Genomic DNA, 22,158 nt, shown 5'->3' on the forward strand with positions numbered 1-22,158 from the left:
CGCGGCGGCCTGCCCCCGCAGCAGAGCGGCCCGGCCGCCGCCTCGGGCGACGCCCGCCGCAGACCGGCACCCGACGGCGAGCACACCGCCGCCGTGCCCGCCGGCGTTCCCGTGCCCGCCCAGGCCACCCCGCCCGCGGCCGCGCTCGCCGTGACCCCGTCCGGCGTCGGGCCCGGGACGGCCGCGGCGGACGGGCTCGCCGGGGCCGCTTCGGGGCGGGGGCGGGCGCGCTCCTGCGGCCGGGCAGCCAGCGGCTGCCGGCCTTCGTGGGAGGTGGGATGCTCCGTCACGCGTGGGGTTCCGTCCGTCCGGGCCGGTGGTGCGATGCACTCGCTCTTCTCGCCGATGCCGCGCCTTCGCCGGGGATAAACCCCGGGCGGGCGCCGGATCTGGATGCCCCGCGAGCAGCGGCTGTGACGGGGGTCGTTACACCCGGGCGCACGTCCGGCACTGCTCTCCCCCTCATGGATGACTTGTGGTCAGGTCCTGCGCGGTTCTGAGTGGTTGATGCATCGTTCGTTGGTCACGGGCTTGCGGAGGACGATCCTACGTTTGCACCCCGGGGGCGCATCAAGGGTCTCACGGTGCCGTGTGCGCCGGAGTGCGATCCCAGTCTCTCGGCAGCTCGGGCACGGTCCAGGCCGGATCGGGGCGCCAGTCCTCCCAGCCGTCGCGGAACGGCGCGCCCCACGAACGGATCACCTCGACCGCGGCGCGGCCCGCGCCGCGGACCCGCGCGGCCTGGGCCGGGTCCATCAGGCCGGAGCGCTGGGCCTGGGCGAACTCGTCCTCGTCCCGCCACAGCCAGCTGTGGTCCGGGTAGACGGAGATGTCGAGGAAGTGGTCCTCCGAGTCGACGCCGCCCGACCAGCGGGTGCGGGGCTCCTCGAGGTTGACGTACCAGCTGCGGAACTGCCAGCCGCGCTCCCAGAACAGCCAGACCGACCAGGGGTCCCCGGGCCGGGCCAGCTTGAGGACGCCCGTGCCGAACCAGTGCCCGCGGGCGGTGGTGCGCGGCGCGGTGTAGCGGGTGGCGAGGGGTTCCTCGTGCACGGCCGTGCCGTCGGTGAGCACCGGCCGGATGCACTCGGTGCCGGGTGCCAGCCAGACGGCGAGCAGCTCGGGGGTGTCGCGGACGACGGTCACCGGCCGGCAGATGTGCACGGCGTCGGAGCCGTTGCCGCGGTAGCGCCAGAGGATGTGCTCCCCAGGCGCCCAGTGCTGGGGGCCGCCCGATCCTGTCATGCGCAGATCTTAGGACCGTGCCCCCGTCACCGCTGCGGCACAGGTCACGGATGAGTCAGCCGTCGCGGGTCGGGCCGGGCCGGGCCCGGGCGGGCCCGGGACCCGGTCTCAGGGGCGTGTCATCCGCAGGACGTCCAGGGCCTCGTCGAGTTGTTCGACGGTGAGCGCGCCGCGTTCGACGTAGCCGCCCTCCAGGACCACCTCGCGGATCGTCTTCCGTTCGGCCAGGGACTTCTTGGCGACCTTCGCGGCCTCCTCGTAGCCGATGTACTTGTTCAGCGGGGTGACGACGGAGGGGGAGGACTCGGCGTACTCGCGGGCGCGTTCGGCGTTGGCGGTGATCCCGTCGACGGTGCGGTCGGCGAGCAGGCGGGAGGCGTTGGCGAGCAGCCGGATCGATTCGAGGAGGTTCTTGGCGATCACCGGGAGCATCACGTTGAGTTCGAAGTTGCCGGCCGCGCCGGCGACGGCCACGGTGGTGTCGTTTCCGGTCACCTGGGCGGCGACCATGAGGACGGCTTCGGGGATGACCGGATTCACCTTGCCGGGCATGATCGACGAGCCGGGCTGGAGGTCGGGCAGGTTGATCTCGGCGAGGCCGGTGCGGGGGCCGGAGGCCATCCAGCGCAGATCGTTGGAGATCTTCGTGAGGGACACGGCGATGGTCCTGAGCTGGCCGGACGTCTCCACCAGCGCGTCCCGGGCGCCCTGGGCCTCGAAGTGGTCGCGGGCTTCGGTGAGCGGCAGGCCGGTGGCCCGGGCGACCTCGGCGATGACGGCGGCGGAGAACCCGGGTGGCGTGTTGATGCCGGTGCCCACGGCGGTGCCGCCGAGGGGGAGTTCGGCGAGCCGGGGGAGGGCGGAGCGCAGGCGTTCGACGCCGTAGCGGACCTGGGCCGCGTAGCCGCCGAACTCCTGTCCGAGGGTGACCGGGGTGGCGTCCATGAGGTGCGTGCGGCCGGACTTCACCACGTCCGCGAATTCGGCTGATTTCCGCCCCAGGGAATCGGCCAGGTGTTCGAGTGCGGGGATCAGGTCGCGGGTGACGGCGGCGGTGGCGGCGATGTGGATGGAGGACGGGAAGACGTCGTTGGACGACTGGGACGCGTTGACGTGGTCGTTGGGGTGGACGTCGCGGCCCTCGGGGAGCCGCTCGCCGGCGAGGGTGGCGACGACCTCGTTGGTGTTCATGTTGGACGAGGTGCCCGATCCGGTCTGGAAGACGTCGACGGGGAAGTGCTCGTCCCAGCGGCCTTCGGCGACCTCGCCGGCGGCCTCCTCGATGGCCCGCGCGAGGTCCTCGTCGATCACGCCCAGCTCGGCGTTGACCTTGGCCGCGGCGGCCTTGATCCGGGCGAGGGCCTCGATGTGGGTCCGTTCCAGGCGCTGGCCCGAGAGGGGGAAGTTCTCCACCGCGCGTTGTGTCTGAGCCCGCCACTTGGCGTGTGCGGGGACCCGCACCTCGCCCATGGAGTCGTGCTCGATCCGGTGGTCTTCGTACTCGGTCATGTTCCTCAACCTCCTGTAAAAGCTGAGCAGTTGTCTTGTTCTGCCTATTCCCCCGGCGCGTACCGGCCAGTAGAACCGTGGGTAACCCCACCTCCAGGAGGCGCAATGACGCGCACCAGGCGCAGATTCCGCTGGACGATCGCCGCCACGGCCGCCGCGGCGGCGGCCTTCGGCACCATGGCAGCCGCGAGCCCCGCCGGCGCGGCCGACACGAGCGGTGGCGCCGTCCGCGTCGCCTCCGTCCCACTCCCGCCCGAACTGGAGGCGGTCCGCGCGGCCGAGGCCACCCGGATCTACGGCGACCCGGCCGAGCGCCCGCTCGCCGCACGCAGGACCGGGCTGATCTCGCTCGGCGACAGCGAGATCTCCGGCGAGGGCGTCGGCACCTACGAGCCGCCCACCAACGGCCCCGACAACTGGTGTCACCGCTCGCCCGACGCCGCGATCCACCGCACCGGAATCCCCGCGGACCTCACCTTCAACGTGTCCTGCTCCGGTGCCTACAGCGGAAACATCAGGATCGGCGGCTCGAAGCAGTACGCCGACGAGCTCGTCCAGAGCGACAACCTCGCCGTCAAGGCGCGCAACACCCGCATCAAGATGGTGCTGCTCGTCGCCGGCGCCAACGACGACCTGCAGTTCGGCCCGGTCATGACCGACTGCGTCACCCGCTACCTCACCCTGCAGGGCGCCTGCGAGCCCAAGTACGCCCCCGGCTGGCAGGCGCGCGTCGACGGTCTCGTCCCGAAGGTCGAGCAGACCGTGCGCGACCTGAGGACCGTGATGCGCGACGCCGGCTACGCCGACGGCGACTACAAGCTCGTCGTCATGGGCTACCCGAGCCCCATCGGCCCCGACTTCCGCGACAACCCGAACTTCCCCGGCAAGCTCAGCTGCGGCGGCCTCGGCTACGACTCCGACACCGTCTGGGGCCGCAACACCGCCGTCCCCGCGTTCGAGCGCGGCATGCGCCGGGCAGCGGCGAACACCGGGGCCACCTACCTCGACAACTCGCGTCTCTTCCACGGACACGAGGTCTGCATGGAGGACCCCTGGGCCAGGGGCCTGTACATCGACCTCTCCAAGCCCGGCACCCCGGACGAGAACTCGGTCCGCCAGTCCTTCCACCCCAACGCCCGCGGCCACGCCGCCTTCGCTTCCTGCCTCACCCAGCTCTACTCCTCGGGCCTGCGCGAGGCCGGTTGCGCAGACGTCGACTCCGCCGGCACCCCGACGCTCTTCCCGCTCGCCTGGGACGACGCCTACCGGCCGCTGCGGAACGAGGCGACCGGCAACTGCGCCGACGTCAGCGGCGCCGCCAGCGCCAACGGGACCGCCGTCCTCGGCTGGGACTGCCACGGCGGCCGCAACCAGGGCTGGTGGTACGACTCCGCCCGCCGGACCCTCCACACCCAGCTCACCCAGGACCGGTGCGTCGACGTGCCCGGCGCCCGCTACCAGGCCGGCACGGCGCTGATCCTCTGGAACTGCTCCGGCGCGGGCAACCAGAAGTTCGTCCGCGACGGGGCCACCGTCCGCCCGGCAGCGGCCACCGGACTCTGCCTGACCCAGGCCGCGGCGAAGGAGCCGCTGCGGCTCCAGGCCTGCAACGGCTCGGCGAGCCAGCGGTTCGCCTGACGGGGCCACGCGCCCGCGGGCACACGACGTGGCCCCCGCCCTTCCCGGGGCGGGGGCCACGTCACCGCGCACGACGGCCGGAGGCGCTCAGAGCGCCTTGAGGCTGGAGCGGGCCAGCTCGTACGCCGGGAGCATCTCGCGGTGCTCCTCGGTGTCCAGGCCGCCGAGGTGGACGATCACGGTCCCCTTCGGCGTGGAGACCGCGAAGGCGCGCTCCTCCTTGGACTCGTCCATCAGCTCGTTGTGGACCGTGTAGGTCACCTCGACGGCGGACAGCGCCCCCGCCCGGGTCTCCTTGTAGACGACCGCGGAGGCGTTCTCCTCGGCCTTCACGAAGCCCTCGAGCACGGGCCGGGCCGCCGACCCGTCCGCGGTCCAGACCCGCAGGTAGCCGATGTTCCCGGCCGGCTTCGCGTCGATCTCGCAGACCATGGTCGCCGGGCCCTGCCTGCCGAGCGCGGCGGAGAGCTCGTCGTCGCCGACCCGCACGGCCTTCGGCTTCCAGTCCGCGGCGAGGCCGAACGACACCGGGAGCGGGCAGGCGGTGCCGGGCCCGCCGAGCGAACCCCGCGCCGCGGCCCGGGCCGGCTCGGCGGACTCCGTCGGCCGCGGGGCGTTCGGCTCGCTGACCCGCAGCGGCTCCGGCTCGGTGCCGCAGCCGGTCAGGAGCAGTCCGGCCGCCAGCAGCGCGGCCGGGACGACGGCGTGTCTCGTGCGTCCCACCGGGATCAGCCGAGACCCGGACCGCGGACCGGGATGTGCGTGAACGTCGGCTCGGGAGCCGGGTTCTGGAAGAAGTCGTTGCCCTTGTCGTCCACCACGACGAACGCCGGGAAGTCCTCCACCTCGATCTTCCAGACCGCCTCCATGCCGAGCTCCTCGTACTCGACGACCTCGACCTTCTTGATGCAGTCCTGCGCGAGGCGCGCCGCCGGGCCGCCGATCGAGCCCAGGTAGAAGCCGCCGTGGCTGCCGCACGCGTCGGTGACCTGCTTGCTGCGGTTGCCCTTGGCCAGCATGACCTTGGAGCCGCCCGCCGCCTGGAACTGCTCGACGTAGGAGTCCATCCGGCCGGCCGTCGTCGGACCGAAGGAACCGGAGGCGTAGCCCTCGGGGGTCTTGGCCGGACCGGCGTAGTACACCGGGTGGTCCTTCAGGTACTGCGGCATCTCCTCGCCCGCGTCCAGCCGCTCCTTGATCTTGGCGTGCGCGATGTCGCGGGCCACCACCAGCGGGCCGGTCAGCGAGAGCCGGGTCTTCACCGGGTGCTTCGTCAGCTCGGCGAGGATCGCGTCCATCGGCTGGTTCAGGTCGATCTTCACGACGTCGCCGTCGGCGGCGAGGTGCTCGTCGGTGGTGTCCGGCAGGAAGCGGGCCGGGTCGGTCTCCAGCTGCTCCAGGAAGACGCCCTCGGCGGTGATCTTCGCGACGGCCTGGCGGTCGGCCGAGCAGGAGACGGCGATCGCGACGGGCAGGGAGGCGCCGTGGCGGGGCAGCCGGACCACGCGGACGTCGTGGCAGAAGTACTTGCCGCCGAACTGTGCGCCGATGCCGATCTTCTGCGTGAGCTCGAAGACCTTCTCCTCCAGCTCTTTGTCGCGGAAGCCGTGGCCGAGCTCCGAGCCCTCGGCGGGCAGCTCGTCCAGGTAGTGCGCGGAGGCGTACTTCGCGGTCTTGAGCGCGAACTCGGCGGACGTGCCGCCGACGACGATCGCCAGGTGGTACGGCGGGCAGGCGGCCGTGCCGAGCGAGCGGATCTTCTCCTCCAGGAACTTCATCATGCTGCCCTCGTTGAGGACGGCCTTCGTCTCCTGGTAGAGGAAGGACTTGTTGGCCGAGCCGCCGCCCTTGGCCATGAAGAGGAACTTGTACGCGCCGCCGTCGGTCGCGTACAGCTCGATCTGCGCGGGCAGGTTCGAGCCGGTGTTCTTCTCCTCCCACATGGTCAGCGGCGCCATCTGCGAGTAGCGCAGGTTGAGCTTGGTGTAGGCGTCGTAGATGCCGCGGCTCAGCGCCTCCTCGTCGCCGCCCCGGGTGAGCACGTTCTGGCCGCGCTTGCCCATGACGATCGCGGTGCCGGTGTCCTGGCACATGGGCAGGACGCCGGCGGCGGCGATGTTCGCGTTCTTCAGCAGGTCGAGCGCGACGAACTTGTCGTTGCCCGACGCCTCCGGGTCGTCGATGATGCGGCGCAGCTGGGCCAGGTGGGCCGGGCGCAGGTAGTGCTGGATGTCGTGGATGGCCTCGGCGGCGAGCTGCCGCAGCGCCTCCGGCTCGACCTTGAGGAACGTACGGCCGTCGGCCTCGAAGGTGGAGACACCTTCGGAGGTCACCAGGCGGTAGGGCGTGGTGTCCTCTCCCAGGGGGAGCAGATCGGAGTACGCAAACTCTGGCATGGGGGCCATTCCTCACTCGGCAAGACGGCGCACCGCCTCCGTTGGCGGTGCGCCCTCCAGCGTAGAACGCGGCGGAGGCCCCGCTCCTGTGAGGTAAGGCTCACTTGCGGGGAGCGACGCCGGCGGGGCCGCGTGGAGGTACGGGGGTCAGGGCATCGGGGTGCGGTGCAGGGCGATGAGGAGGCGCCAGGTCCGGCCCGCGATCCGGTCGGGGGAGGCGTCGATCAGGCCGTGCAGCCAGTCGGCGAGCAGACCCGCGAAGGCCGCCGAGACCGCCGACGCGACCAGGTCGGGCTCCGGGGCACCGGCCAGCTCCCGCWCGCGCCGGCTGTAGGCGCGCAGTTCGCGGTGGAGCAGGTCGCCGAGGGGGCCGCCGCCGCCCGGACGCAGCAGGCCCCGGTAGAGCGGCGCGTGCGGGGCGAGGCCGGTGAAGAAGGCGGGCAGCGCGGGCGGCGGGACGGCCGGGTCGGGCGTGCCGCGCCAGGCGTGCAGGGCGTCGACCGCCTCGCGCACGACGTCGGCGCAGGCATCGACGGCGAGCGCCTGGAGGTCGGGGTAGTGCAGGTAGAAGGTGGCGCGGCCGACCCCGGCCCGGCGCGCCAGCGCGGCGACGCCGACCTCGTCGAGGGGGCGCGTGGCGCACTCCTCCAGGAGGGCGGCGCGCAGCTTGGCGCGGGTGCGGGCGGTGCGGGGATCCTCGGTCGGCGCGTGCGGGGCGAGGCCGGTGAAGAAGGCGGGCAGCGCGGGCGGCGGGACGGCCGGGTCGGGCGTGCCGCGCCAGGCGTGCAGGGCGTCGACCGCCTCGCGCACGACGTCGGCGCAGGCATCGACGGCGAGCGCCTGGAGGTCGGGGTAGTGCAGGTAGAAGGTGGCGCGGCCGACCCCGGCCCGGCGCGCCAGCGCGGCGACGCCGACCTCGTCGAGGGGGCGCGTGGCGCACTCCTCCAGGAGGGCGGCGCGCAGCTTGGCGCGGGTGCGGGCGGTGCGGGGATCCTCGGTCGGGCTGGTCACCCGGCCCACAGTACGGCGGCCAGGGCGAGGGCCCCGGGCAGGGCCTGGGCGAACAGGATGCGGCGGTTGGCGGTCAGGCCGCCGTAGATCCCGGCGATCACCACGCAGGACAGGAAGAAGGCCTGCACCTGGTGGCCGGTGGGGTCGGCGGCGATCAGGCCCCAGACCAGGCCGGCGGCGAGGAAGCCGTTGTAGAGGCCCTGGTTGGCGGCGAGGGGGGCCGTCCTGCGGGCGGTCTCCGCGTCGAAACCGGAGAGCTCGCGCCCGGGCCGGCGCTCCCAGAGGAACATCTCCAGAACGAGGATGTAGGCGTGCAGGGCGGCGACGAGGCCGACGAGGACATGCACAGTAATGGACACCTGTCCAGAATACATGGACAGGTGTCCGGGAAGTGCCTGAAGGCGTCGGTGAGGGCGGGCGTCGCGGGCCGAGAAGATCGCCCGGACAGGGCCTAGTCGCGATCTATCGCGTTTCGCTAATCTGGGCTCGTGGACCTCGAAAAGCAGCCCCAGAAGCCGGTCGCCCCCGCCGAGCCCGCCCCCGTCGCGCCCGGCGACGCCCTGAGGGCCTCGGACGCCGACCGGGACCGGATCGCGGACATCCTGCGGGACGCCCTCGCCGAGGGGCGGCTCGACGCCGAGGAGCACTCGGACCGGATCGACGCCGTCTACCGCGCCAAGACCGTGGGGGAGCTGGAGCCGATCGTCCGGGACCTCCCGGCCGGGGCCCGCCCGCGCCAGGAGCCCGACCCGGCGTACGCGTACGGTCCCGACGAGGACCCGGGCCCCTCCGACAACCTCGTCGCGATCTTCTCCAGCACCACCCGCAAGGGCCGTTGGCGGGTCGGCCGCCGCACGAACGCGTTCGCGCTCTTCGGCAACATCGAGATCGACCTGACCGAGGCGCTCTTCGCGCAGCGCCTGACCACGATCAACGCCACCTCGATCTTCGGGAACGTGGAGGTGCGGGTGCCGGAGAACATCAGCCTGCGCGGCAGCGGCACCGGGATCTTCGGCAACTTCGACGTCGTGACCCTGGAGGGCGCGGACCCGCAGGCCCCCGTCGTCGTCATCAACGGCTACTCGGTGTTCGGCAACGTCGAGGCCAAGCCCAAGCGCGGCAAGTGGATCACCGACCTCCAGAACCACGTCCAGAAGCAGCTGCGCAAGCACCTCGGCCACTGACGGCCGGGAGAGGCGCCGGGCCGGCGGGCGCGTCGCTGGTGACCGGCCGCACCGCGGGAGCGCCCCGTCCTCCTGTCGCGGGTGCCACCGTCACCGCCGGACGCGAGGGGCGGGAGTGACCGGAATCCGTCGCCGGGGTTCCGCACTCCGGAAGTCGGCGGCACGCAGTGCATAGGCGCGCGCACAGCGGGTAGGGCTGCTGCATCGTCTCTCGCTCGCGAAGCCGTCGTCAGGAGTAGACCCGTGCTGCATCCGCCGCATCAGCCCCTCCAGGTCGCCGCCGTTCCTCCTCAGCGTGCCCCCGCGCGGGAGGACGAGGCGGGCCCCTGGCACACGGAGGCGGTGTGCCGCCGGGACGAGGCCGGACTGTTCTTCGCCCCGTCCAAGGAGCCGACCGCCTCCCGCCTGGCGCGTGAGGAGGCAGCCAAGCGGGTCTGTGCCCGCTGTCCCGTGATGGTCGAGTGCCGGGAGCACGCCCTGCTCCAGCCGGAGCCGTACGGCGTGTGGGGCGGACTGACCGCGGCCGAGCGCCGCGTGGTGCTCGCCCGGCGCCGGCGGCGCGAGGTGGAGCTCAAGAAGGCGACGACGGAGCGGATCGCCGCGGCCGGCTGAGCCGCCCGGTCTCCCGCCCCGTACGGAAAGGGGCGCCCCCACCGCACATGGGGGCGCCCCTTTCCGTCGGGCCGTCGGCGCGTCCGCGCCGTACGTCCGCCGCGTGGTTACTTCGCGCGGTCGAAGTCGATCTTGCTGTACGCGCGCAGCTTCGACAGCCGGTGCGTGGAGTCGATCTGGCGGATCGTGCCGGACTTCGAGCGCATCACCAGCGAGGACGTGGTCGCGGTCTCGGAGCGGTAGCGGACGCCGCGCAGCAGCTCGCCGTCCGTGATGCCGGTCGCGACGAAGAACACGTTGTCGCCGCTGACCAGGTCGTTCGTGGAGAGCACACGGTCCAGGTCGTGGCCCGCGTCGATCGCCTTCTGGCGCTCGGCCTCGTCCTTCGGCCACAGCTTGCCCTGGATGACACCGCCCAGGCACTTGATCGCGCAGGCCGAGATGATGCCCTCCGGCGTGCCGCCGATGCCGAGCAGCATGTCGACGCCGGTGCCCTCGCGCACGGCCATGATCGAGCCGGCGACGTCGCCGTCGGAGATGAACTTGATCCGGGCGCCCGTCTCGCGGATCTCCTTGACGATGCCCTCGTGGCGGGGGCGGTCCAGGATGACGACCGTGACGTCCTCGGGGGCCATGCCCTTGGCCTTGGCGACCCGGCGGATGTTGACCGACACCGGGGCGTTGATGTCGACGAAGTCGGCGGCCTCGGGGCCCGTGACCAGCTTGTCCATGTAGAAGACCGCGGACGGGTCGAACATGGTGCCGCGGTCCGCGGCGGCCAGGACGGCGATCGCGTTCGGCATGCCCTTGGCGTTGAGCGTGGTGCCGTCGATCGGGTCGACGGCGATGTCCACCTCGGCGCCGGTCCCGTCGCCGATGCGCTCCCCGTTGTAGAGCATGGGGGCTTCGTCCTTCTCGCCCTCGCCGATGACGACGACGCCGTTCATCGAGACGGTGGAGACGAGGGTCCGCATGGCGTTGACCGCCGCGCCGTCGGCACCGATCTTGTCGCCTCGGCCGACCCAGCGGCCGGCGGCCATGGCGGCCGCCTCGGTCACCCGGACCAGCTCCAGGGCGAGGTTGCGGTCGGGGGCCTCGGGAGAGACCTCGAGCTCGGACGGCAGATGATGCTCGGTCATCGGAGCGCACCTTTCTGTACGGCGACGGCCGGAAGTAAAGAGGGTGCTGCGACTCTATCGGTACGTCGACAATTTGAGCAGAGGGGCCCACGTATGAGCACAACACCATGATGCGACCATGGGGGGCGTGGCAGGTATGCGAGGCAGGCAGACGGTACGCGGGATGTTCCAGTCCCTGGCGGTGATCATGGTCGCCGCGGGCGTGATGTATCTCTTCATCCCGCACGACGAGACGGCGGCTCCGGTCAAGGCGAAGGACTACCGGGTCGAGCTCCTGACGGCCCAGCGGGCGGCGCCCTATCCGGTGCTGGCCCCGGAGGGTCTGGGCGAGGACTGGAAGGCCACGGTCGTCTCGTACAAGCGCGATCAGGACAACGCCTGGCAGCTGGGCTTCCTGGACCCGGACACCCAGTACGTCTCGCTGCACCAGTCGACGGCGGCGCCCAAGGAGTTCGTCCCCGAGGTGACGCAGCAGGCCAAGGACTCCGGCCGGACGCAGACGGTGGCCGGTCAGGTCTGGCAGCGCTGGGAGGGCCCGAAGTACGACGCCCTCGTGCGTACGGACGGCAAGGCGACGACCGTGGTGACGGGCACGGCCTCGTTCGACCGCCTGGCGGAGATGGCCGGCGCGCTCCAGTCGAAGAAGGCGTGAGCCGCGCCGCACGAGGCGGTGGGGCCGGCCGCCGGCCGCGGGAGCGGCGCGGTGGTCGAACGGCACGGTGAGTGGAAGAGACGGAGCCCCCGGGCGCGATGCGCTCGGGGGCTCCGTCGTGCCCTGGCGCGCGAGGCGTCGGGCCGTGGCGACTCAGACGGTGGTGACGACGTCGTCGTAGTCCAGGCGCGGGGAGCGCGGGAACCAGGCGTCCTCGCCGGGCTTGCCGATGTTGACGACCATCAGCGGCGTGTGGTCGGCGTCCAGGAACTCCTTCTGGAGGCCGGCGAAGTCGAGACCGGTCATCGGGCCGGCGGCCAGGCCGGCGGCGCGGACGCCGATGATGAAGTACGCGGCCTGGAGGGCGGCGTTCAGCAGGGCCGAGCCCTCGCGGACCGGGCGCTCGGCGAAGAACATGTCCTTGGCCTGCGGGAAGTGCGGGAGCAGGGCCGGGAGCTCCTCGTGGAACTCGTTGTCGGCGGACAGGATCGCGACCAGCGGGGCGGCGGCGGTCTTGGGCTGGTTGCCCTCGGCCATGTGCTTGACCAGGCGCTCGCGGGCCTCGGGGGAGCGGACCAGCGTGATGCGCAGCGGCGTCTGGTTGAAGGCGGTCGGGCCGAACTTCACGAGGTCGTAGATCGCCTGGACCTGCTCGTCGGTCACCGGCTCGTCGGAGAACGTGTTGGCGGTGCGGGCCTCACGGAAGAGGAGGTCCTGGGCGGCGGGGTCGAGAACGAGAGACATGCTGCGTACCTTCCGGACAAGCAGGGGGTGTTCGAGCGATGTCCCCGACGGTACGCCCCCGATAGGTTAATTTTCAACTAACCAATACGGATAGTGATCCGGTTCACAGGCTCCAGCGTACCCCCTCCGTCCGGAGCCGGGCGTCCGGGCCGCCTCCGCCGACGCTCCCTAGGCCTCCCCGTCCGGACCTGCCCCCTCCTCCGCCGCGAGCGAGGCGTCCAGGCGCGCCCGGGCTCCCTCCAGCCAGCGCCGGCACACCTTCGCCAGCTCCTCCCCGCGCTCCCAGAGCGCCAGGGACTCCTCCAGGGAGGTCCCGCCCGCCTCGAGGCGCCGTACGACCTCGATCAGCTCGTCCCGTGCCTGCTCGTAGCCGAGCGCGGCCTCTTCCGTCGTGCCTGCCATGACTGTCACCCTCCGTGTGGGAACCGATGTGTGGCGTTCGATGTGTGGTCCCGGACCGTGTGGACCGGGCCGTGTGGGACCAGGCTGTGTGGACCGGGCCGTGTGGGACCGGGCTGTGTGGACGGGCCGTGTGGGACCGGCCGTCGAGCGTGCGGCGTCGCCGTTCGCGCACCGCGCGCCGGTCACGAACCGTCGCCGGTCACGAAGCGCCGCGGATCAGGAACCGTCGACGCGGCGCACCGGGAACTCGCCCGCCGCGACGCGGGCCCTCAGCTCCTCGCCCGCCGCGACCTCCTCCGGGTCCCGGACGACCGTGCCGTCGGCGCGCTGGAGCACGGCGTACCCGCGTTCCATGGTCGCCGCCGGTGACAGCGCCCGGACCCGCGCCCGCGTGTGGGACAGCTCCGAGTCGGCCCGGTCGAGCAGGTGCCGCAGGGTCCGGCGGCTCCGCGCGAGCACCGCGTCCAGCTCCTCCTCGCGCACCTCGACCATCCGCTGCGGATGCTCCATGACCGGCCGCGCCAGGGCGTGCGCGAGACCGCGCTCCTCGCGCTCCAGCAGCCCCCGCACGCTCCGCAGCGCCCGGTCGCGCAGCCCCTGCACCCGGTCCAGCTCCTCGCCGACGTCCGGGACGACCTTCTTGGCTGCGTCGGTCGGGGTGGAGGCCCGCAGGTCGGCGACCAGGTCGAGCAGGGGCGAATCCGGCTCGTGGCCGATCGCGGAGACCAGCGGCGTGCGGCACTCGGCGACGGCCCGGACCAGCTGCTCGTCCGAGAACGGCAGCAGGTCCTCCACGCTGCCGCCGCCCCGGGCCACGATGATCACGTCGACCTCGTCGTGGTCGTCCAGCTCCTTCACGGCCTGCACGACCTGGGGCACGGCCTTCACCCCCTGCACGGCCACGTTGCGCACCTCGAAGCGGACGGCCGGCCAGCGGCGCCGGGCGTTCTCCAGGACGTCCCGCTCGGCTGCGGACGCGCGTCCGCAGACGAGGCCGACGAGCTGGGGGAGGAAGGGCAGCGGCTTCTTGCGGTCGAGGGCGAACAGACCCTCGGCACCCAGGCTCCGCTTCAGCTGTTCCAGCCGGGCCAGGAGCTCACCGATGCCGACCGGCTTGATCTCCACGGCCCGCAGCGAGAGCTGCCCGCGCGGCGCGTACCACTCCGGCTTCGCGTGCACGACGACCCTCGCGCCCTCGGAGACGACGTCGGCCACGGCGTCGAAGACCTGGCGGTAGCAGGTGACGCCGATGGAGATGTCGTACGAGGGGTCGCGCAGGGTCAGGAACACCACCCCGGCCCCCGGCCGCCGGGAGAGCTGCGTGATCTGCCCCTCGACCCACACGGCCCCGAGCCGGTCGATCCACCCCCCGATGAGCCGGGAGACCTCACCTACGGGCAGCGGCGCTTCTGCGGACGTGTTGAGACCCATGCGCCGAGACTAGCGGCGCCCACGGACATGTCACGGCGCCCGCGGACGCGCGGCCCGCCCACTGTTCGCCCCCGGCGGGGGAAGCGGCAGCCGCGTGCTGCGGCGCGGCCCGCCCGCTCCTTCCCGCGGCGCCTCGCCCGGCCCGCCCGCCGTTCGCCCCCGACGCGGGAAGCGGCCCGCCCGTCGTTCATCCCCGGTGCGCCGCGCCCTGCACCGCGAGGACCACCAGCCCCACGCCCAGCCAGATCACGCCCACCAGTTGCGCCGACACCGACGCCTCCACGATGACCGCCACCAGGATCCCCGCCCCGACCACCGGCGCCACCACGTGCCGCCACCACCGCGGCGGCCCCTCCATCCGCCGCACCGCGAACCAGCCCACCACGCTCGCGTGCAGCAGGACGAAGGCCGTCAGCGCCCCGACGTCGACCACCGACACCAGGTGGTCGAGCCCGTCGTCCCGCCGCGCCGCCCACACCGCCGCCACCATCGTCACCGCGGCCGCCAGCAGCAGCGCCACCCGCGGCACCCCGGAGTCGGTCCGGGCCAGCACGTGCGGCAGCCGCCGGTCCCGCGCCATCGCGAAGAGCAGCCGACCGGCCGCCGCCTGCCCCGCCAGCGCCGCGAAGGCCGCGCCGATCGCCTTGCTCGCCGCCACCAGGTCGTGCAGCCAGGTTCCGACGGACGCGTCCACCGCGTCGTAGAACGCCGAGCCCTGCTTCGCCGGCTCGGCCGCCAGTTCGGCCGACGACACCGGCCCGATGAGCGCCACCAGGTACGTCTGGAGCACGAACAGCACGCCCGCGAGCGCCAGGCAGAACAGCACCGCGCGGGCCACCTTCTCCGAGCCGCCCGTCACCTCCTCCGCGAAGGAGGCGATCGCGTCGAAGCCCAGGTACGACAGGACCGCCACCGACACCGCGGCCAGCACCGACGAGAACGAGAACATCGTGTCGCCGGTCAGCGGCGACCACCAGTCGCGCCGCGCCCCGTCCTCGGCCAGCACCGCCACCGCCGATCCCACGAAGACCAGCAGCACCACGATCTCCAGGGCGAGCACCACGAAGCCCACCCGCGCCGCCGCCCGCACGCCCCACAGGTTCAGCAGGGTCGTGACCACCACCGCGATCCCGGTCCACACCCACCGGTCCACCTCCGGGACCAGCGCCTCCATCGCGATCCCCGCGAAGAGGTAGGCCACGGCCGGGATCAGCAGGTAGTCGAGCATCACCATCCAGCCGGCGACGAACCCCGGGCCCTCGCCGAGCCCCTTGCGGGCGTACGTGAAGACGGAACCGGCCTGTGGGGCGACCCGCACCATCTGCGCGTAGCTGAAGGCGGTGAAGCCCATGGCGACCGTCGCCACCAGGTACACCAGCGCCACCGCGCCGTGCGACTTCGCGTCCAGGGTGCCGAAGACCCCCACCGGGGCCATGGGCGCGATGAAGAGCAGCCCGTAGACGACAAGGTCGCGGAATCCAAGATTCCGACGCAGTCCGGTGTGCGCTGACACCTGTGGATCCTCGGCCATTCGCCCAGTCTCGGCCACGGTGTCGATCACGCCGCGGCGACGCGGCCGGGGGGCGGGGCGGACGATGTGGTCGCCGTTCCGCGCGGCCTTACGATGGGACGCATGACTGCTACGCCCGCGCCCAACCGCCCCAAGCGTGTCCTGCTCGCCGCTCCCCGTGGTTACTGCGCGGGCGTCGACCGTGCCGTGATCGCCGTCGAGAAGGCCCTGGAGCAGTACGGGTCGCCGATCTACGTCCGCCACGAGATCGTGCACAACAAGTACGTCGTGCAGACCCTGGAGCGGAAGGGCGCCGTCTTCGTCGACCAGGCGACCGAGGTGCCGCCGGGCAACATCGTGATGTTCTCCGCCCACGGCGTGGCACCGACCGTCCACGAGGAGGCCCGCCAGGGCCGGCTCGCCACGATCGACGCCACCTGCCCGCTGGTCACCAAGGTGCACAAGGAGGCCGTCCGGTACGCCGACGCGGACTTCGACATCCTGCTGATCGGCCACGAGGGCCACGAGGAGGTCATCGGCACCTCCGGCGAGGCCCCTGACCACATCCAGCTCGTCGACGGCCCCGAGGACGTGGCCAAGGTCGAGGTCCGCGACCCGTCGAAGGTCGTCTGGCTCTCCCAGACCACGCTCTCGGTCGACGAGACCATGGAGACGGTGGACGCGCTGCAGGCGAAGTTCCCGCAGCTCATCTCCCCGCCTTCGAGCGACATCTGCTACGCCACCCAGAACCGGCAGATGGCCATCAAGGAGCTCGCCGGCCAGGCCGAGCTGGTGATCGTCGTCGGCTCGAAGAACTCCTCGAACTCCATCCGCATGGTCGAGGTCGCCAAGCAGGCCGGCGTGCCGGCGGCGTACCTCGTCGACTTCGCCAGCGAGATCGACGAGACCTGGCTGGAGGGCGTCTCCACCATCGGCCTGTCCTCGGGCGCCTCCGTGCCGGACGTGCTCGTCGAGGAGGTCCTGGCCTGGCTCTCCGAGCGCGGTTACGCCGACGTGGAGATCGTCAAGACGGCCGACGAGTCGCTGACCTTCTCGCTGCCCAAGGAACTCCGCAACAAGGACCTGCGGGCCGAGGCCGAGGCGCTCCTGCGGGACCGCGCCGGCGAGTAGTCCGGCGGTCCGACCGGAGCCGGCGGGCCCGCGGACGGGCACACCCGCAAGTGGGGCGTCGGGCGGTAACTCCCGCCGTCTGCCCCTAACGTGGGGTCCATGAACGTCTTCGGAGTGGACATCGGCGGCTCGGGAATCAAGGGCGCTCCCGTGGATCTGGAGCGCGGAGATCTGGCCGAGCCGCGCCACAAGGTACTGACCCCGCACCCCGCCACACCCGACGACGTGGCGGGGTGCGTCGCGGAGGTGGTGGCGAACTTCGGCTGGTCGGGTCCCGTCGGGGTGACCTTCCCCGGCGTCGTCACGGGCTCCACGATCCGCACGGCCGCCAACGTCGACAAGTCCTGGGTCGGGATCGACGCGGGCAAGCTGCTCTCCGACCGTCTCGGGGGCCTGCCCGTCACGGTCCTGAACGACGCGGACGCGGCCGGCGTCGCCGAGATGACCTTCGGCGCGGGCCGGGGCCGCAAGGGCACCGTCATCCTGCTGACCCTGGGCACGGGCATCGGCTCGGCGCTCTTCGTCGACGGCCGGCTCGTCCCGAACACGGAGCTGGGCCACCTTGAGCTGAAGGGCCACGACGCGGAGAAGCGCGCCTCGACGAAGGCCAAGGAGGACGAGGACCTCAGCTGGGAGCACTGGGCGACGAAGCGCCTGCAGAGGTACCTCGACCACGTGGAGATGCTGTTCTCGCCGGAGCTGTTCATCATCGGCGGCGGCGTGAGCCGGAAGGCGGACAAGTTCCTTCCGCTGCTCGAGGACCTCAAGGCGGAGATCGTCCCGGCGGAACTGGAGAACAACGCGGGAATCGTCGGCGCGGCGATGGCGGCCGCGGCGCGCTAGGGGCCGCGGGCCCGGGCCCCGTACGGCCTGCGTACTTCCTCCCGGGGTTCGGACCGGCCCGCGTACTTCTCCGAGCCCCGGGCCGGCCCCGTAAACCTGCCGCTACGGAGCGGGGCGCCGGGGTCCGGCACCCGCGCCGGACTTGGCTCCGGACTTGGCCTTGGCTCCGGGCTTCGCGCCGGACCTGGGGCCCGGCCTCGCCCCGCCCGGTGCGCCGGCGCGCGCGACCCCGGCGGCCCGCTGCCGGCGGCCCATGTCCCGTACCTTCCGGACGCAGGTGATCAGTCCGGCGACGAGGGTGCCCCCGTACAGCCACCCGGCGTGCACCGCGAGCGCGGTGACCAGGGCCATGGCCTGCCCGCCGACGCCGCCGGATCCCCCGGAGATGGGGACCACGCCGACCGCGAAGGCGATGGGCACGCTGATCGGGGCCGTCACCAGGTCGGCGGTCCGGACCCACAGCGCGGTCAGCGCGCTGACCGGCAGGAACAGCACACCGAAGACGACCGGCGACCCGTCGAACAGGAGCCAGTCGAGGAAGCCGATCACCAGCATCGTGGCCGACGCGAACAGCCCGGCGCCGAGGCCGGTCAGCCGGGGGTTGGGCAGCCGTCTCAGGGCCACGACGACCGGCGGCGCGGGTCGGCGCACCGGCGCCCCCACCGGCTCGACCCGGACCCGGCCCGGACGCTGCCCGGCGCCGGGGTCGACACGGTAGACGGCGGCACCCTCGACGAGCGCGCCCGGCGGCGTGAGGGGTGTTTGCGGCCGTCGGCGGCCTTGCGGCTGACTTGTCCTGTGCTGCTCCACTCCACCAACGTAGGTCGGGAGGGGCCGGGTCACCGCCACGGGACACGCCCTTTGGGTGACGTTGCCGCCGAGTTCGACCGAAGGTCGCCGTCGCAGGCCGGTTCCGCACGCCCGTAAACTGGGGGATCGGCCCATCATCCGTACGCCCCACCCCGCCTCCACACCGCTAGGGAAGTCGCCAACGTGTCGCTCACGATCGGAATCGTCGGTCTGCCGAATGTCGGCAAGTCGACCCTGTTCAACGCCCTGACCAAGAACGACGTGCTGGCGGCCAACTACCCGTTCGCCACGATCGAGCCCAACGTCGGCGTGGTCGGCGTCCCCGACCCCCGCCTCGGCAAGCTCGCCGAGGTCTTCGCCTCCCAGCGGCAGCTGCCCGCCACGGTCGACTTCGTCGACATCGCGGGTATCGTCCGCGGCGCGAGCGAGGGCGAGGGCCTGGGCAACAAGTTCCTCGCGAACATCCGTGAGTCCGACGCGATCTGCCAGGTCATCCGTGCCTTCAAGGACGAGAACGTCGTGCACGTCGACGGCAAGGTCTCGCCCAAGGACGACATCGAGACGATCAACACCGAGCTGATCCTCGCCGACCTCCAGACGATCGAGAAGGTCCTGCCGCGTCTGGCGAAGGAAGCGCGGATCAAGAAGGACGTGGCCCCGAAGGTCGCGGCGGTCGAGGCGGCGAAGGAGATCCTGGAGCGCGGCGACACCCTCTTCTCGCAGGGCATCCTCCAGGGCTCGGACAAGGCCGAGCTGCTGCACGACCTGCACCTGCTGACCACGAAGCCGTTCCTCTACGTCTTCAACGTGGACGAGGACGAGCTGACGGACGACACCTTCAAGGACGAGCAGCGCGCGCTGGTCGCCCCGGCCGAGGCGATCTTCCTCAACGCCAAGCTGGAGCAGGATCTCGCCGAGCTCGACGAGGAGGACGCCATGGAGCTCCTCCAGTCCGTCGGCGCCGAGGAGCCGGGTCTCGCGACCCTGGCCCGCGTCGGCTTCGACACCCTGGGCCTCCAGACCTACCTCACGGCAGGCCCGAAGGAGGCCCGCGCCTGGACGATCAAGAAGGGCGCGACGGCCCCCGAGGCGGCCGGTGTGATCCACACCGACTTCCAGAAGGGCTTCATCAAGGCCGAGGTCATCTCCTACGCCGACCTGATCGAGACGGGCTCGGTCGCCGAGGCCCGCGCGGCCGGCAAGGCCCGCATGGAGGGCAAGGAGTACGTGATGCAGGACGGCGACGTGGTGGAGTTCCGCTTCAACGTGTAGTGCCTGATTCCTTGATCGGCTGAACTGCTGGTCGGAGCAGGAAACCCCAGGTCAGGGGCCAGATCTTTGAGTCTGGCCCCTTCTGGTTTTCTCCGGCTGTTTCCGGGATTTTCCTGGTCCTGTGCTGACTTGGTGCTGACCCTCTCGGCGGCTCGCGGAAGCCCTGACCTGGGCCCTAGTGGGGGACGAGAGGCAGTCCCTGGGAGTGACACGAACGGTGCGACGGGGGAGCGGTTTCCTGTTCCGGAAACTCGAAGCTCTTGTGGCACAGGCCGCCAGCTGGGAACGATGAACGGGACACCGGAGCACGGGAACAAGGGGGCACCGTATGAGGCTGACGAAGCTGGCCACGACCTGTGAGAACGGGGACTGCCCCACCCTGTACGCGACCGACAAGGGAACCCTGATCGTGCAGGGAGGCGTGCCGAGCGGCCACGGCCTCGACGTGCCGGAGGGCGAAGCCTTGGTGGAGATCCCGATGGACCTCATCCGGAAGGCAATCCGTGATCAGCGCATCTAACGACCTGGCCGCCCGCTTCTCTACTTTCCAGGAGGAGGCGTTCCGGCTGGAGACCCTCGACGACTACAGCAACTCCGGAAACCCCGCAGCCTTCCGCTCCTTCCTCGCAGGGGAGCCCAAGCCCGCGGACTACAACGCGGGCTGGCTGGAAACCGTGAGCAAGGCGACAGAGAGCGGGAAGCGCATGGTGCGCGTCCACGTCCTGTCCCGCCCGCTCTCGCCGTACCTCCGCTACGAGCTGGGCTGGGGCTATCTGACGAACATGACCGCGGGCGAGGAATTCCACATCCTCGACACGACCGACCGCACGAACCCACTGGAGGGTGCGCCCGACTTCTGGCTCTTCGACGGCCGTGAGCCGGTTGTTCTCAACTACGACGAGAACGGCGCGTTCACCGGTCCGACGTTCATCCTGGCGGAGGGTGCGGTGTCCACGAGTAAGGAGTCCGAGTACGCGACCTATCGAAGTGTCGCCCTGGCCGCGTCGGTGCCCTTCACCGAGTGGTGGGAGAAGCACGGAGCAGCGTGAATCAGGCAGAACTGGGCGCCGCGCTGCGGGCACTACGGCAGGCATCCGGCAGGGAAGCCAAAGCCGTCGCTCGCAGCGCTGTCATGTCGACTGCCAAGCTGTCGAAGATCGAGAACGGCCGTGTAGCCCCGGCGACGGCGGACGTGGAGCGCATCCTCACGGCCTTGGACGTGTCCCCAGAGATCAAGGCCGAGTACCTTGCCGTAGCCCGCGCACAGGCCACAGAGGCAACCGCGTGGCGCCTCTTTCGGCGCATGGGCTACCACAAGAAGCAGGAGCAGATCAGGGCGCTTGAGTCCTCGATGACGCACTTGCGCCTCTTCCAGCCGTCCCTCGTTCCCGGCCTGCTCCAGACGCCTGAGTACATTCGGGCGGTGCTGGAGCCGAAGGGGCTCACGGACGAACAGCTCGCCCGTACGGTCTCCGCCCGGATCGAGCGGCAACGCGTCCTCTACGACGCCACCAAGACCGTGCACTTCGTGGTGACGGAACCCGTCCTGCGCTGGCGCCTCCTCCCGCCCGCGATGATGGCGGGCCAGCTGGACCGCATCGTCTCGGTCTCCCGCCTTCCGAACGTGGACGTGCGGGTGGTGCCCCTCGACAGGCCGCAGCGCGACGTTCCCGGTCACTCCTTCGTTATCCGGGACGACCGTGTGGTGACGGTCGAGACGACGCACGCCGAGATGGTGGTGACTGACCCACGGGACGTCTCCCTGTACGTCGAGAAGTTCGACCGCTTCACCTCGGTATCTCTGGCCGGGGACGCGATGCGCGACATGGTCGAGGGCATCCGGGACGCGTTCTTGCGAGAACAGGAAACGCACTAGATCCAGCCCGCCGGACCGGCTGACGATGGCCTCCTCGACCAGATGCGGGGAGGCGTACGAGATGCACGGGAAACAGACGACGATGCCGGCGGTGACCCTGTTCCTGCCGCTGGCACGGCCGGAACCTGTCCCGGGCTGCCGGGACTGTCTCGGCTTCGCGGTGCAGCGGGTCAACGCCGGATCGGCCGGGGACTACTCCAAGGTCTCGGACATGAACGTGACCTTGCGGGCGCACCTGCATGACGCGCACGAGGGCGAACAATGACCCGAGCTGTCCTCCGGTACGTGACGCACCGGATCACCCAGCACCCGGACACCGACGTGACTTTTGAGGCCGAGTGCCTGAGCTACGGCTGCGAGTGGACGGCCCAGCCGACTCAGGACGGCGCGGCCGTCGACATCGCATGCATGGGCCACACCGGCCGCAGTGGGCACCGCGGCTACCGACGTCTGTGTACGTCGTTCGCCTTTGTGGTGAGGGCTGAGGCTGACGAACAGCCTGACGCGGCAGAGGGAGAGCGCGCTCCGAGAAGAGACAACGACGATGGGCCATTCTGTGCCCCGTCGGTAAGTGGCCCGGACAGTGCCACACAGCCGGTGCAAGGCACGGGGTCCCTGGTGAGAAAGCCATGACCAAAGAGGAATGGATCGAGCGACAGCTGGCCAACGCGCCGGAGAGAAGCGACGAGTGGGTAGCTGCGATGCTGCACCGATTCGGGCTCAACCCGACTATGCCCTTAACAGCCTCCGATC

24 protein-coding genes and 2 pseudogenes are annotated in these 22,158 nt (G+C 71.4%); 12 read left to right on the top strand and 14 right to left on the bottom strand.

Annotated features, from left to right (window positions below):
- The 3 genes and pseudogenes from EAO71_RS39300 to EAO71_RS30360 form a co-directional block, all read right to left on the bottom strand.
- Positions 1 to 290: pseudogene (locus tag EAO71_RS39300) on the bottom strand (hypothetical protein); the annotation flags it as partial.
- 289 nt (positions 291 to 579) lie between these two features.
- Positions 580 to 1,245, bottom strand: a complete 666-nt coding sequence (gene fomD / locus EAO71_RS30355; protein ID WP_147980993.1) for a cytidylyl-2-hydroxypropylphosphonate hydrolase — start codon at positions 1,243 to 1,245, stop codon at positions 580 to 582.
- A 108-nt stretch (positions 1,246 to 1,353) separates the two neighbouring features.
- Positions 1,354 to 2,754, bottom strand: a complete 1,401-nt coding sequence (locus EAO71_RS30360) for a class II fumarate hydratase (protein ID WP_147980994.1) — start codon at positions 2,752 to 2,754, stop codon at positions 1,354 to 1,356.
- A 105-nt stretch (positions 2,755 to 2,859) separates the two neighbouring features.
- Here EAO71_RS30360 and EAO71_RS30365 point away from each other — a divergent pair, with 105 nt between their 5' ends.
- Positions 2,860 to 4,392: a ricin-type beta-trefoil lectin domain protein gene (locus EAO71_RS30365; RefSeq protein ID WP_147980995.1), complete on the top strand. Its 1,533-nt coding sequence runs from the start codon at positions 2,860 to 2,862 to the stop codon at positions 4,390 to 4,392.
- A gap of 87 nt (positions 4,393 to 4,479) precedes the next feature.
- On the opposite strand, the gene EAO71_RS30370 is transcribed toward EAO71_RS30365, so the two are convergent.
- The 5 genes and pseudogenes from EAO71_RS30370 to EAO71_RS30385 all read right to left on the bottom strand — a co-directional run bounded on the left by EAO71_RS30370 (position 4,480) and on the right by EAO71_RS30385 (position 8,158).
- Positions 4,480 to 5,115: a lipoprotein gene (locus EAO71_RS30370; RefSeq protein WP_147980996.1), complete on the bottom strand. Its 636-nt coding sequence runs from the start codon at positions 5,113 to 5,115 to the stop codon at positions 4,480 to 4,482.
- 5 nt (positions 5,116 to 5,120) lie between these two features.
- Entirely contained in the window at positions 5,121 to 6,788 is a 1,668-nt protein-coding gene (locus tag EAO71_RS30375) for a fumarate hydratase (RefSeq protein WP_187282883.1), read from the bottom strand.
- A gap of 147 nt (positions 6,789 to 6,935) precedes the next feature.
- Positions 6,936 to 7,454 (bottom strand): TetR/AcrR family transcriptional regulator, encoded by a 519-nt coding sequence (locus EAO71_RS30380; RefSeq protein ID WP_315986626.1) that lies wholly within the window; start codon positions 7,452 to 7,454, stop codon positions 6,936 to 6,938.
- A 39-nt stretch (positions 7,455 to 7,493) separates the two neighbouring features.
- A pseudogene (locus EAO71_RS39805) lies at positions 7,494 to 7,799 on the bottom strand (TetR/AcrR family transcriptional regulator); the annotation flags it as partial.
- On the bottom strand, positions 7,796 to 8,158 hold the full coding sequence (locus tag EAO71_RS30385) for a DUF1304 domain-containing protein (RefSeq protein WP_261992420.1): 363 nt from the start codon (positions 8,156 to 8,158) through the stop codon (positions 7,796 to 7,798). The gene EAO71_RS30385 and the pseudogene EAO71_RS39805, both read right to left, overlap by 4 nt.
- A gap of 129 nt (positions 8,159 to 8,287) precedes the next feature.
- Here EAO71_RS30385 and EAO71_RS30390 point away from each other — a divergent pair, with 129 nt between their 5' ends.
- Positions 8,288 to 8,983, top strand: a complete 696-nt coding sequence (locus tag EAO71_RS30390) for a DUF1707 SHOCT-like domain-containing protein (RefSeq protein ID WP_147980999.1) — start codon at positions 8,288 to 8,290, stop codon at positions 8,981 to 8,983.
- Positions 8,984 to 9,226: 243 nt separating this feature from the next.
- Positions 9,227 to 9,595, top strand: coding sequence for a WhiB family transcriptional regulator (locus EAO71_RS30395; protein ID WP_147981000.1), 369 nt, complete (start codon positions 9,227 to 9,229; stop codon positions 9,593 to 9,595).
- A gap of 107 nt (positions 9,596 to 9,702) precedes the next feature.
- Here the strand turns inward: EAO71_RS30395 and glpX are convergent, their stop codons facing one another.
- Positions 9,703 to 10,734 carry a class II fructose-bisphosphatase gene (glpX, locus tag EAO71_RS30400; protein ID WP_147981001.1) on the bottom strand — a complete coding sequence of 344 codons (1,032 nt, stop codon included), beginning with the start codon at positions 10,732 to 10,734 and terminating at the stop codon, positions 9,703 to 9,705.
- 118 nt (positions 10,735 to 10,852) lie between these two features.
- Here glpX and EAO71_RS30405 point away from each other — a divergent pair, with 118 nt between their 5' ends.
- Entirely contained in the window at positions 10,853 to 11,386 is a 534-nt protein-coding gene (locus EAO71_RS30405) for a DUF4245 domain-containing protein (RefSeq protein ID WP_187282884.1), read from the top strand.
- A 153-nt stretch (positions 11,387 to 11,539) separates the two neighbouring features.
- Here the strand turns inward: EAO71_RS30405 and EAO71_RS30410 are convergent, their stop codons facing one another.
- From EAO71_RS30410 to EAO71_RS30425, 4 genes are all read right to left on the bottom strand, one after another.
- Positions 11,540 to 12,130 carry a malonic semialdehyde reductase gene (locus EAO71_RS30410; protein ID WP_147981003.1) on the bottom strand — a complete coding sequence of 197 codons (591 nt, stop codon included), beginning with the start codon at positions 12,128 to 12,130 and terminating at the stop codon, positions 11,540 to 11,542.
- Positions 12,131 to 12,298: 168 nt separating this feature from the next.
- Positions 12,299 to 12,532, bottom strand: a complete 234-nt coding sequence (locus tag EAO71_RS30415) for an exodeoxyribonuclease VII small subunit (RefSeq protein ID WP_147981004.1) — start codon at positions 12,530 to 12,532, stop codon at positions 12,299 to 12,301.
- Positions 12,533 to 12,748: 216 nt separating this feature from the next.
- A complete protein-coding gene (gene xseA / locus EAO71_RS30420; protein ID WP_147981005.1) occupies positions 12,749 to 13,963 on the bottom strand; it encodes an exodeoxyribonuclease VII large subunit in 1,215 nt (404 codons plus the stop codon).
- Between the two features lie 187 nt (positions 13,964 to 14,150).
- On the bottom strand, positions 14,151 to 15,494 hold the full coding sequence (locus EAO71_RS30425) for an APC family permease (RefSeq protein ID WP_147981006.1): 1,344 nt from the start codon (positions 15,492 to 15,494) through the stop codon (positions 14,151 to 14,153).
- A gap of 93 nt (positions 15,495 to 15,587) precedes the next feature.
- Between EAO71_RS30425 and EAO71_RS30430 the strand changes: the two genes are divergently transcribed.
- On the top strand, positions 15,588 to 16,604 hold the full coding sequence (locus EAO71_RS30430; RefSeq protein ID WP_147981007.1) for a 4-hydroxy-3-methylbut-2-enyl diphosphate reductase: 1,017 nt from the start codon (positions 15,588 to 15,590) through the stop codon (positions 16,602 to 16,604).
- A gap of 99 nt (positions 16,605 to 16,703) precedes the next feature.
- Positions 16,704 to 17,447, top strand: a complete 744-nt coding sequence (gene ppgK / locus EAO71_RS30435) for a polyphosphate--glucose phosphotransferase (RefSeq protein WP_147981008.1) — start codon at positions 16,704 to 16,706, stop codon at positions 17,445 to 17,447.
- 102 nt (positions 17,448 to 17,549) lie between these two features.
- On the opposite strand, the gene EAO71_RS30440 is transcribed toward ppgK, so the two are convergent.
- Positions 17,550 to 18,257 (bottom strand): DUF6542 domain-containing protein, encoded by a 708-nt coding sequence (locus EAO71_RS30440; protein WP_261992421.1) that lies wholly within the window; start codon positions 18,255 to 18,257, stop codon positions 17,550 to 17,552.
- 183 nt (positions 18,258 to 18,440) lie between these two features.
- Between EAO71_RS30440 and ychF the strand changes: the two genes are divergently transcribed.
- The 6 genes from ychF (at position 18,441) to EAO71_RS40335 (ending at position 22,038) form a co-directional block, all read left to right on the top strand.
- Positions 18,441 to 19,529: a redox-regulated ATPase YchF gene (gene ychF / locus EAO71_RS30445; RefSeq protein WP_147981009.1), complete on the top strand. Its 1,089-nt coding sequence runs from the start codon at positions 18,441 to 18,443 to the stop codon at positions 19,527 to 19,529.
- Positions 19,530 to 19,857: 328 nt separating this feature from the next.
- Positions 19,858 to 20,049, top strand: a complete 192-nt coding sequence (locus EAO71_RS30450; protein ID WP_053690302.1) for a hypothetical protein — start codon at positions 19,858 to 19,860, stop codon at positions 20,047 to 20,049.
- Positions 20,033 to 20,578 (top strand): DUF6879 family protein, encoded by a 546-nt coding sequence (locus tag EAO71_RS30455; protein ID WP_147981010.1) that lies wholly within the window; start codon positions 20,033 to 20,035, stop codon positions 20,576 to 20,578. Before EAO71_RS30450 ends, EAO71_RS30455 begins: the two co-directional genes overlap by 17 nt.
- On the top strand, positions 20,575 to 21,405 hold the full coding sequence (locus EAO71_RS30460) for a helix-turn-helix domain-containing protein (protein ID WP_147981011.1): 831 nt from the start codon (positions 20,575 to 20,577) through the stop codon (positions 21,403 to 21,405). Before EAO71_RS30455 ends, EAO71_RS30460 begins: the two co-directional genes overlap by 4 nt.
- An 82-nt stretch (positions 21,406 to 21,487) precedes the next feature.
- On the top strand, positions 21,488 to 21,670 hold the full coding sequence (locus tag EAO71_RS30465; RefSeq protein WP_261992447.1) for a hypothetical protein: 183 nt from the start codon (positions 21,488 to 21,490) through the stop codon (positions 21,668 to 21,670).
- The gene (locus EAO71_RS40335; protein WP_459112786.1) at positions 21,667 to 22,038 is read left to right on the top strand and encodes a DUF7848 domain-containing protein; all 372 of its coding nucleotides are present in this window, start codon (positions 21,667 to 21,669) and stop codon (positions 22,036 to 22,038) included. The genes EAO71_RS30465 and EAO71_RS40335 overlap by 4 nt, the downstream gene beginning before the upstream one ends.
- Positions 22,039 to 22,158 lie beyond the last annotated feature (120 nt).

Source organism: Streptomyces sp. MS191, assembly GCF_008042125.1.
In the GTDB taxonomy this organism is placed as follows: Bacteria; Actinomycetota; Actinomycetes; order Streptomycetales; family Streptomycetaceae; genus Streptomyces.

Excerpts from the sequence above, each read along its gene's own strand:
- fomD (WP_147980993.1), bottom strand. The coding sequence starts at position 1,245 with ATGACAGGATCGGGCGGCCCCCAGCACTGGGCGCCTGGGGAGCACATC.
- EAO71_RS30375 (WP_187282883.1), bottom strand. The coding sequence starts at position 6,788 with ATGCCAGAGTTTGCGTACTCCGATCTGCTCCCCCTGGGAGAGGACACC.
- EAO71_RS30465 (WP_261992447.1), top strand. The coding sequence starts at position 21,488 with ATGCCGGCGGTGACCCTGTTCCTGCCGCTGGCACGGCCGGAACCTGTC.
- EAO71_RS30450 (WP_053690302.1), top strand. The coding sequence starts at position 19,858 with ATGAGGCTGACGAAGCTGGCCACGACCTGTGAGAACGGGGACTGCCCC.
- EAO71_RS30410 (WP_147981003.1), bottom strand. The coding sequence starts at position 12,130 with ATGTCTCTCGTTCTCGACCCCGCCGCCCAGGACCTCCTCTTCCGTGAG.
- EAO71_RS30405 (WP_187282884.1), top strand. The coding sequence starts at position 10,853 with ATGGGGGGCGTGGCAGGTATGCGAGGCAGGCAGACGGTACGCGGGATG.
- EAO71_RS30415 (WP_147981004.1), bottom strand. The coding sequence starts at position 12,532 with ATGGCAGGCACGACGGAAGAGGCCGCGCTCGGCTACGAGCAGGCACGG.
- xseA (WP_147981005.1), bottom strand. The coding sequence starts at position 13,963 with ATGGGTCTCAACACGTCCGCAGAAGCGCCGCTGCCCGTAGGTGAGGTC.
- ppgK (WP_147981008.1), top strand. The coding sequence starts at position 16,704 with ATGAACGTCTTCGGAGTGGACATCGGCGGCTCGGGAATCAAGGGCGCT.
- EAO71_RS30365 (WP_147980995.1), top strand. The coding sequence starts at position 2,860 with ATGACGCGCACCAGGCGCAGATTCCGCTGGACGATCGCCGCCACGGCC.
- EAO71_RS30425 (WP_147981006.1), bottom strand. The coding sequence starts at position 15,494 with ATGGCCGAGGATCCACAGGTGTCAGCGCACACCGGACTGCGTCGGAAT.
- EAO71_RS40335 (WP_459112786.1), top strand. The coding sequence starts at position 21,667 with ATGACCCGAGCTGTCCTCCGGTACGTGACGCACCGGATCACCCAGCAC.
- EAO71_RS30360 (WP_147980994.1), bottom strand. The coding sequence starts at position 2,754 with ATGACCGAGTACGAAGACCACCGGATCGAGCACGACTCCATGGGCGAG.
- glpX (WP_147981001.1), bottom strand. The coding sequence starts at position 10,734 with ATGACCGAGCATCATCTGCCGTCCGAGCTCGAGGTCTCTCCCGAGGCC.
- EAO71_RS30430 (WP_147981007.1), top strand. The coding sequence starts at position 15,588 with ATGGGACGCATGACTGCTACGCCCGCGCCCAACCGCCCCAAGCGTGTC.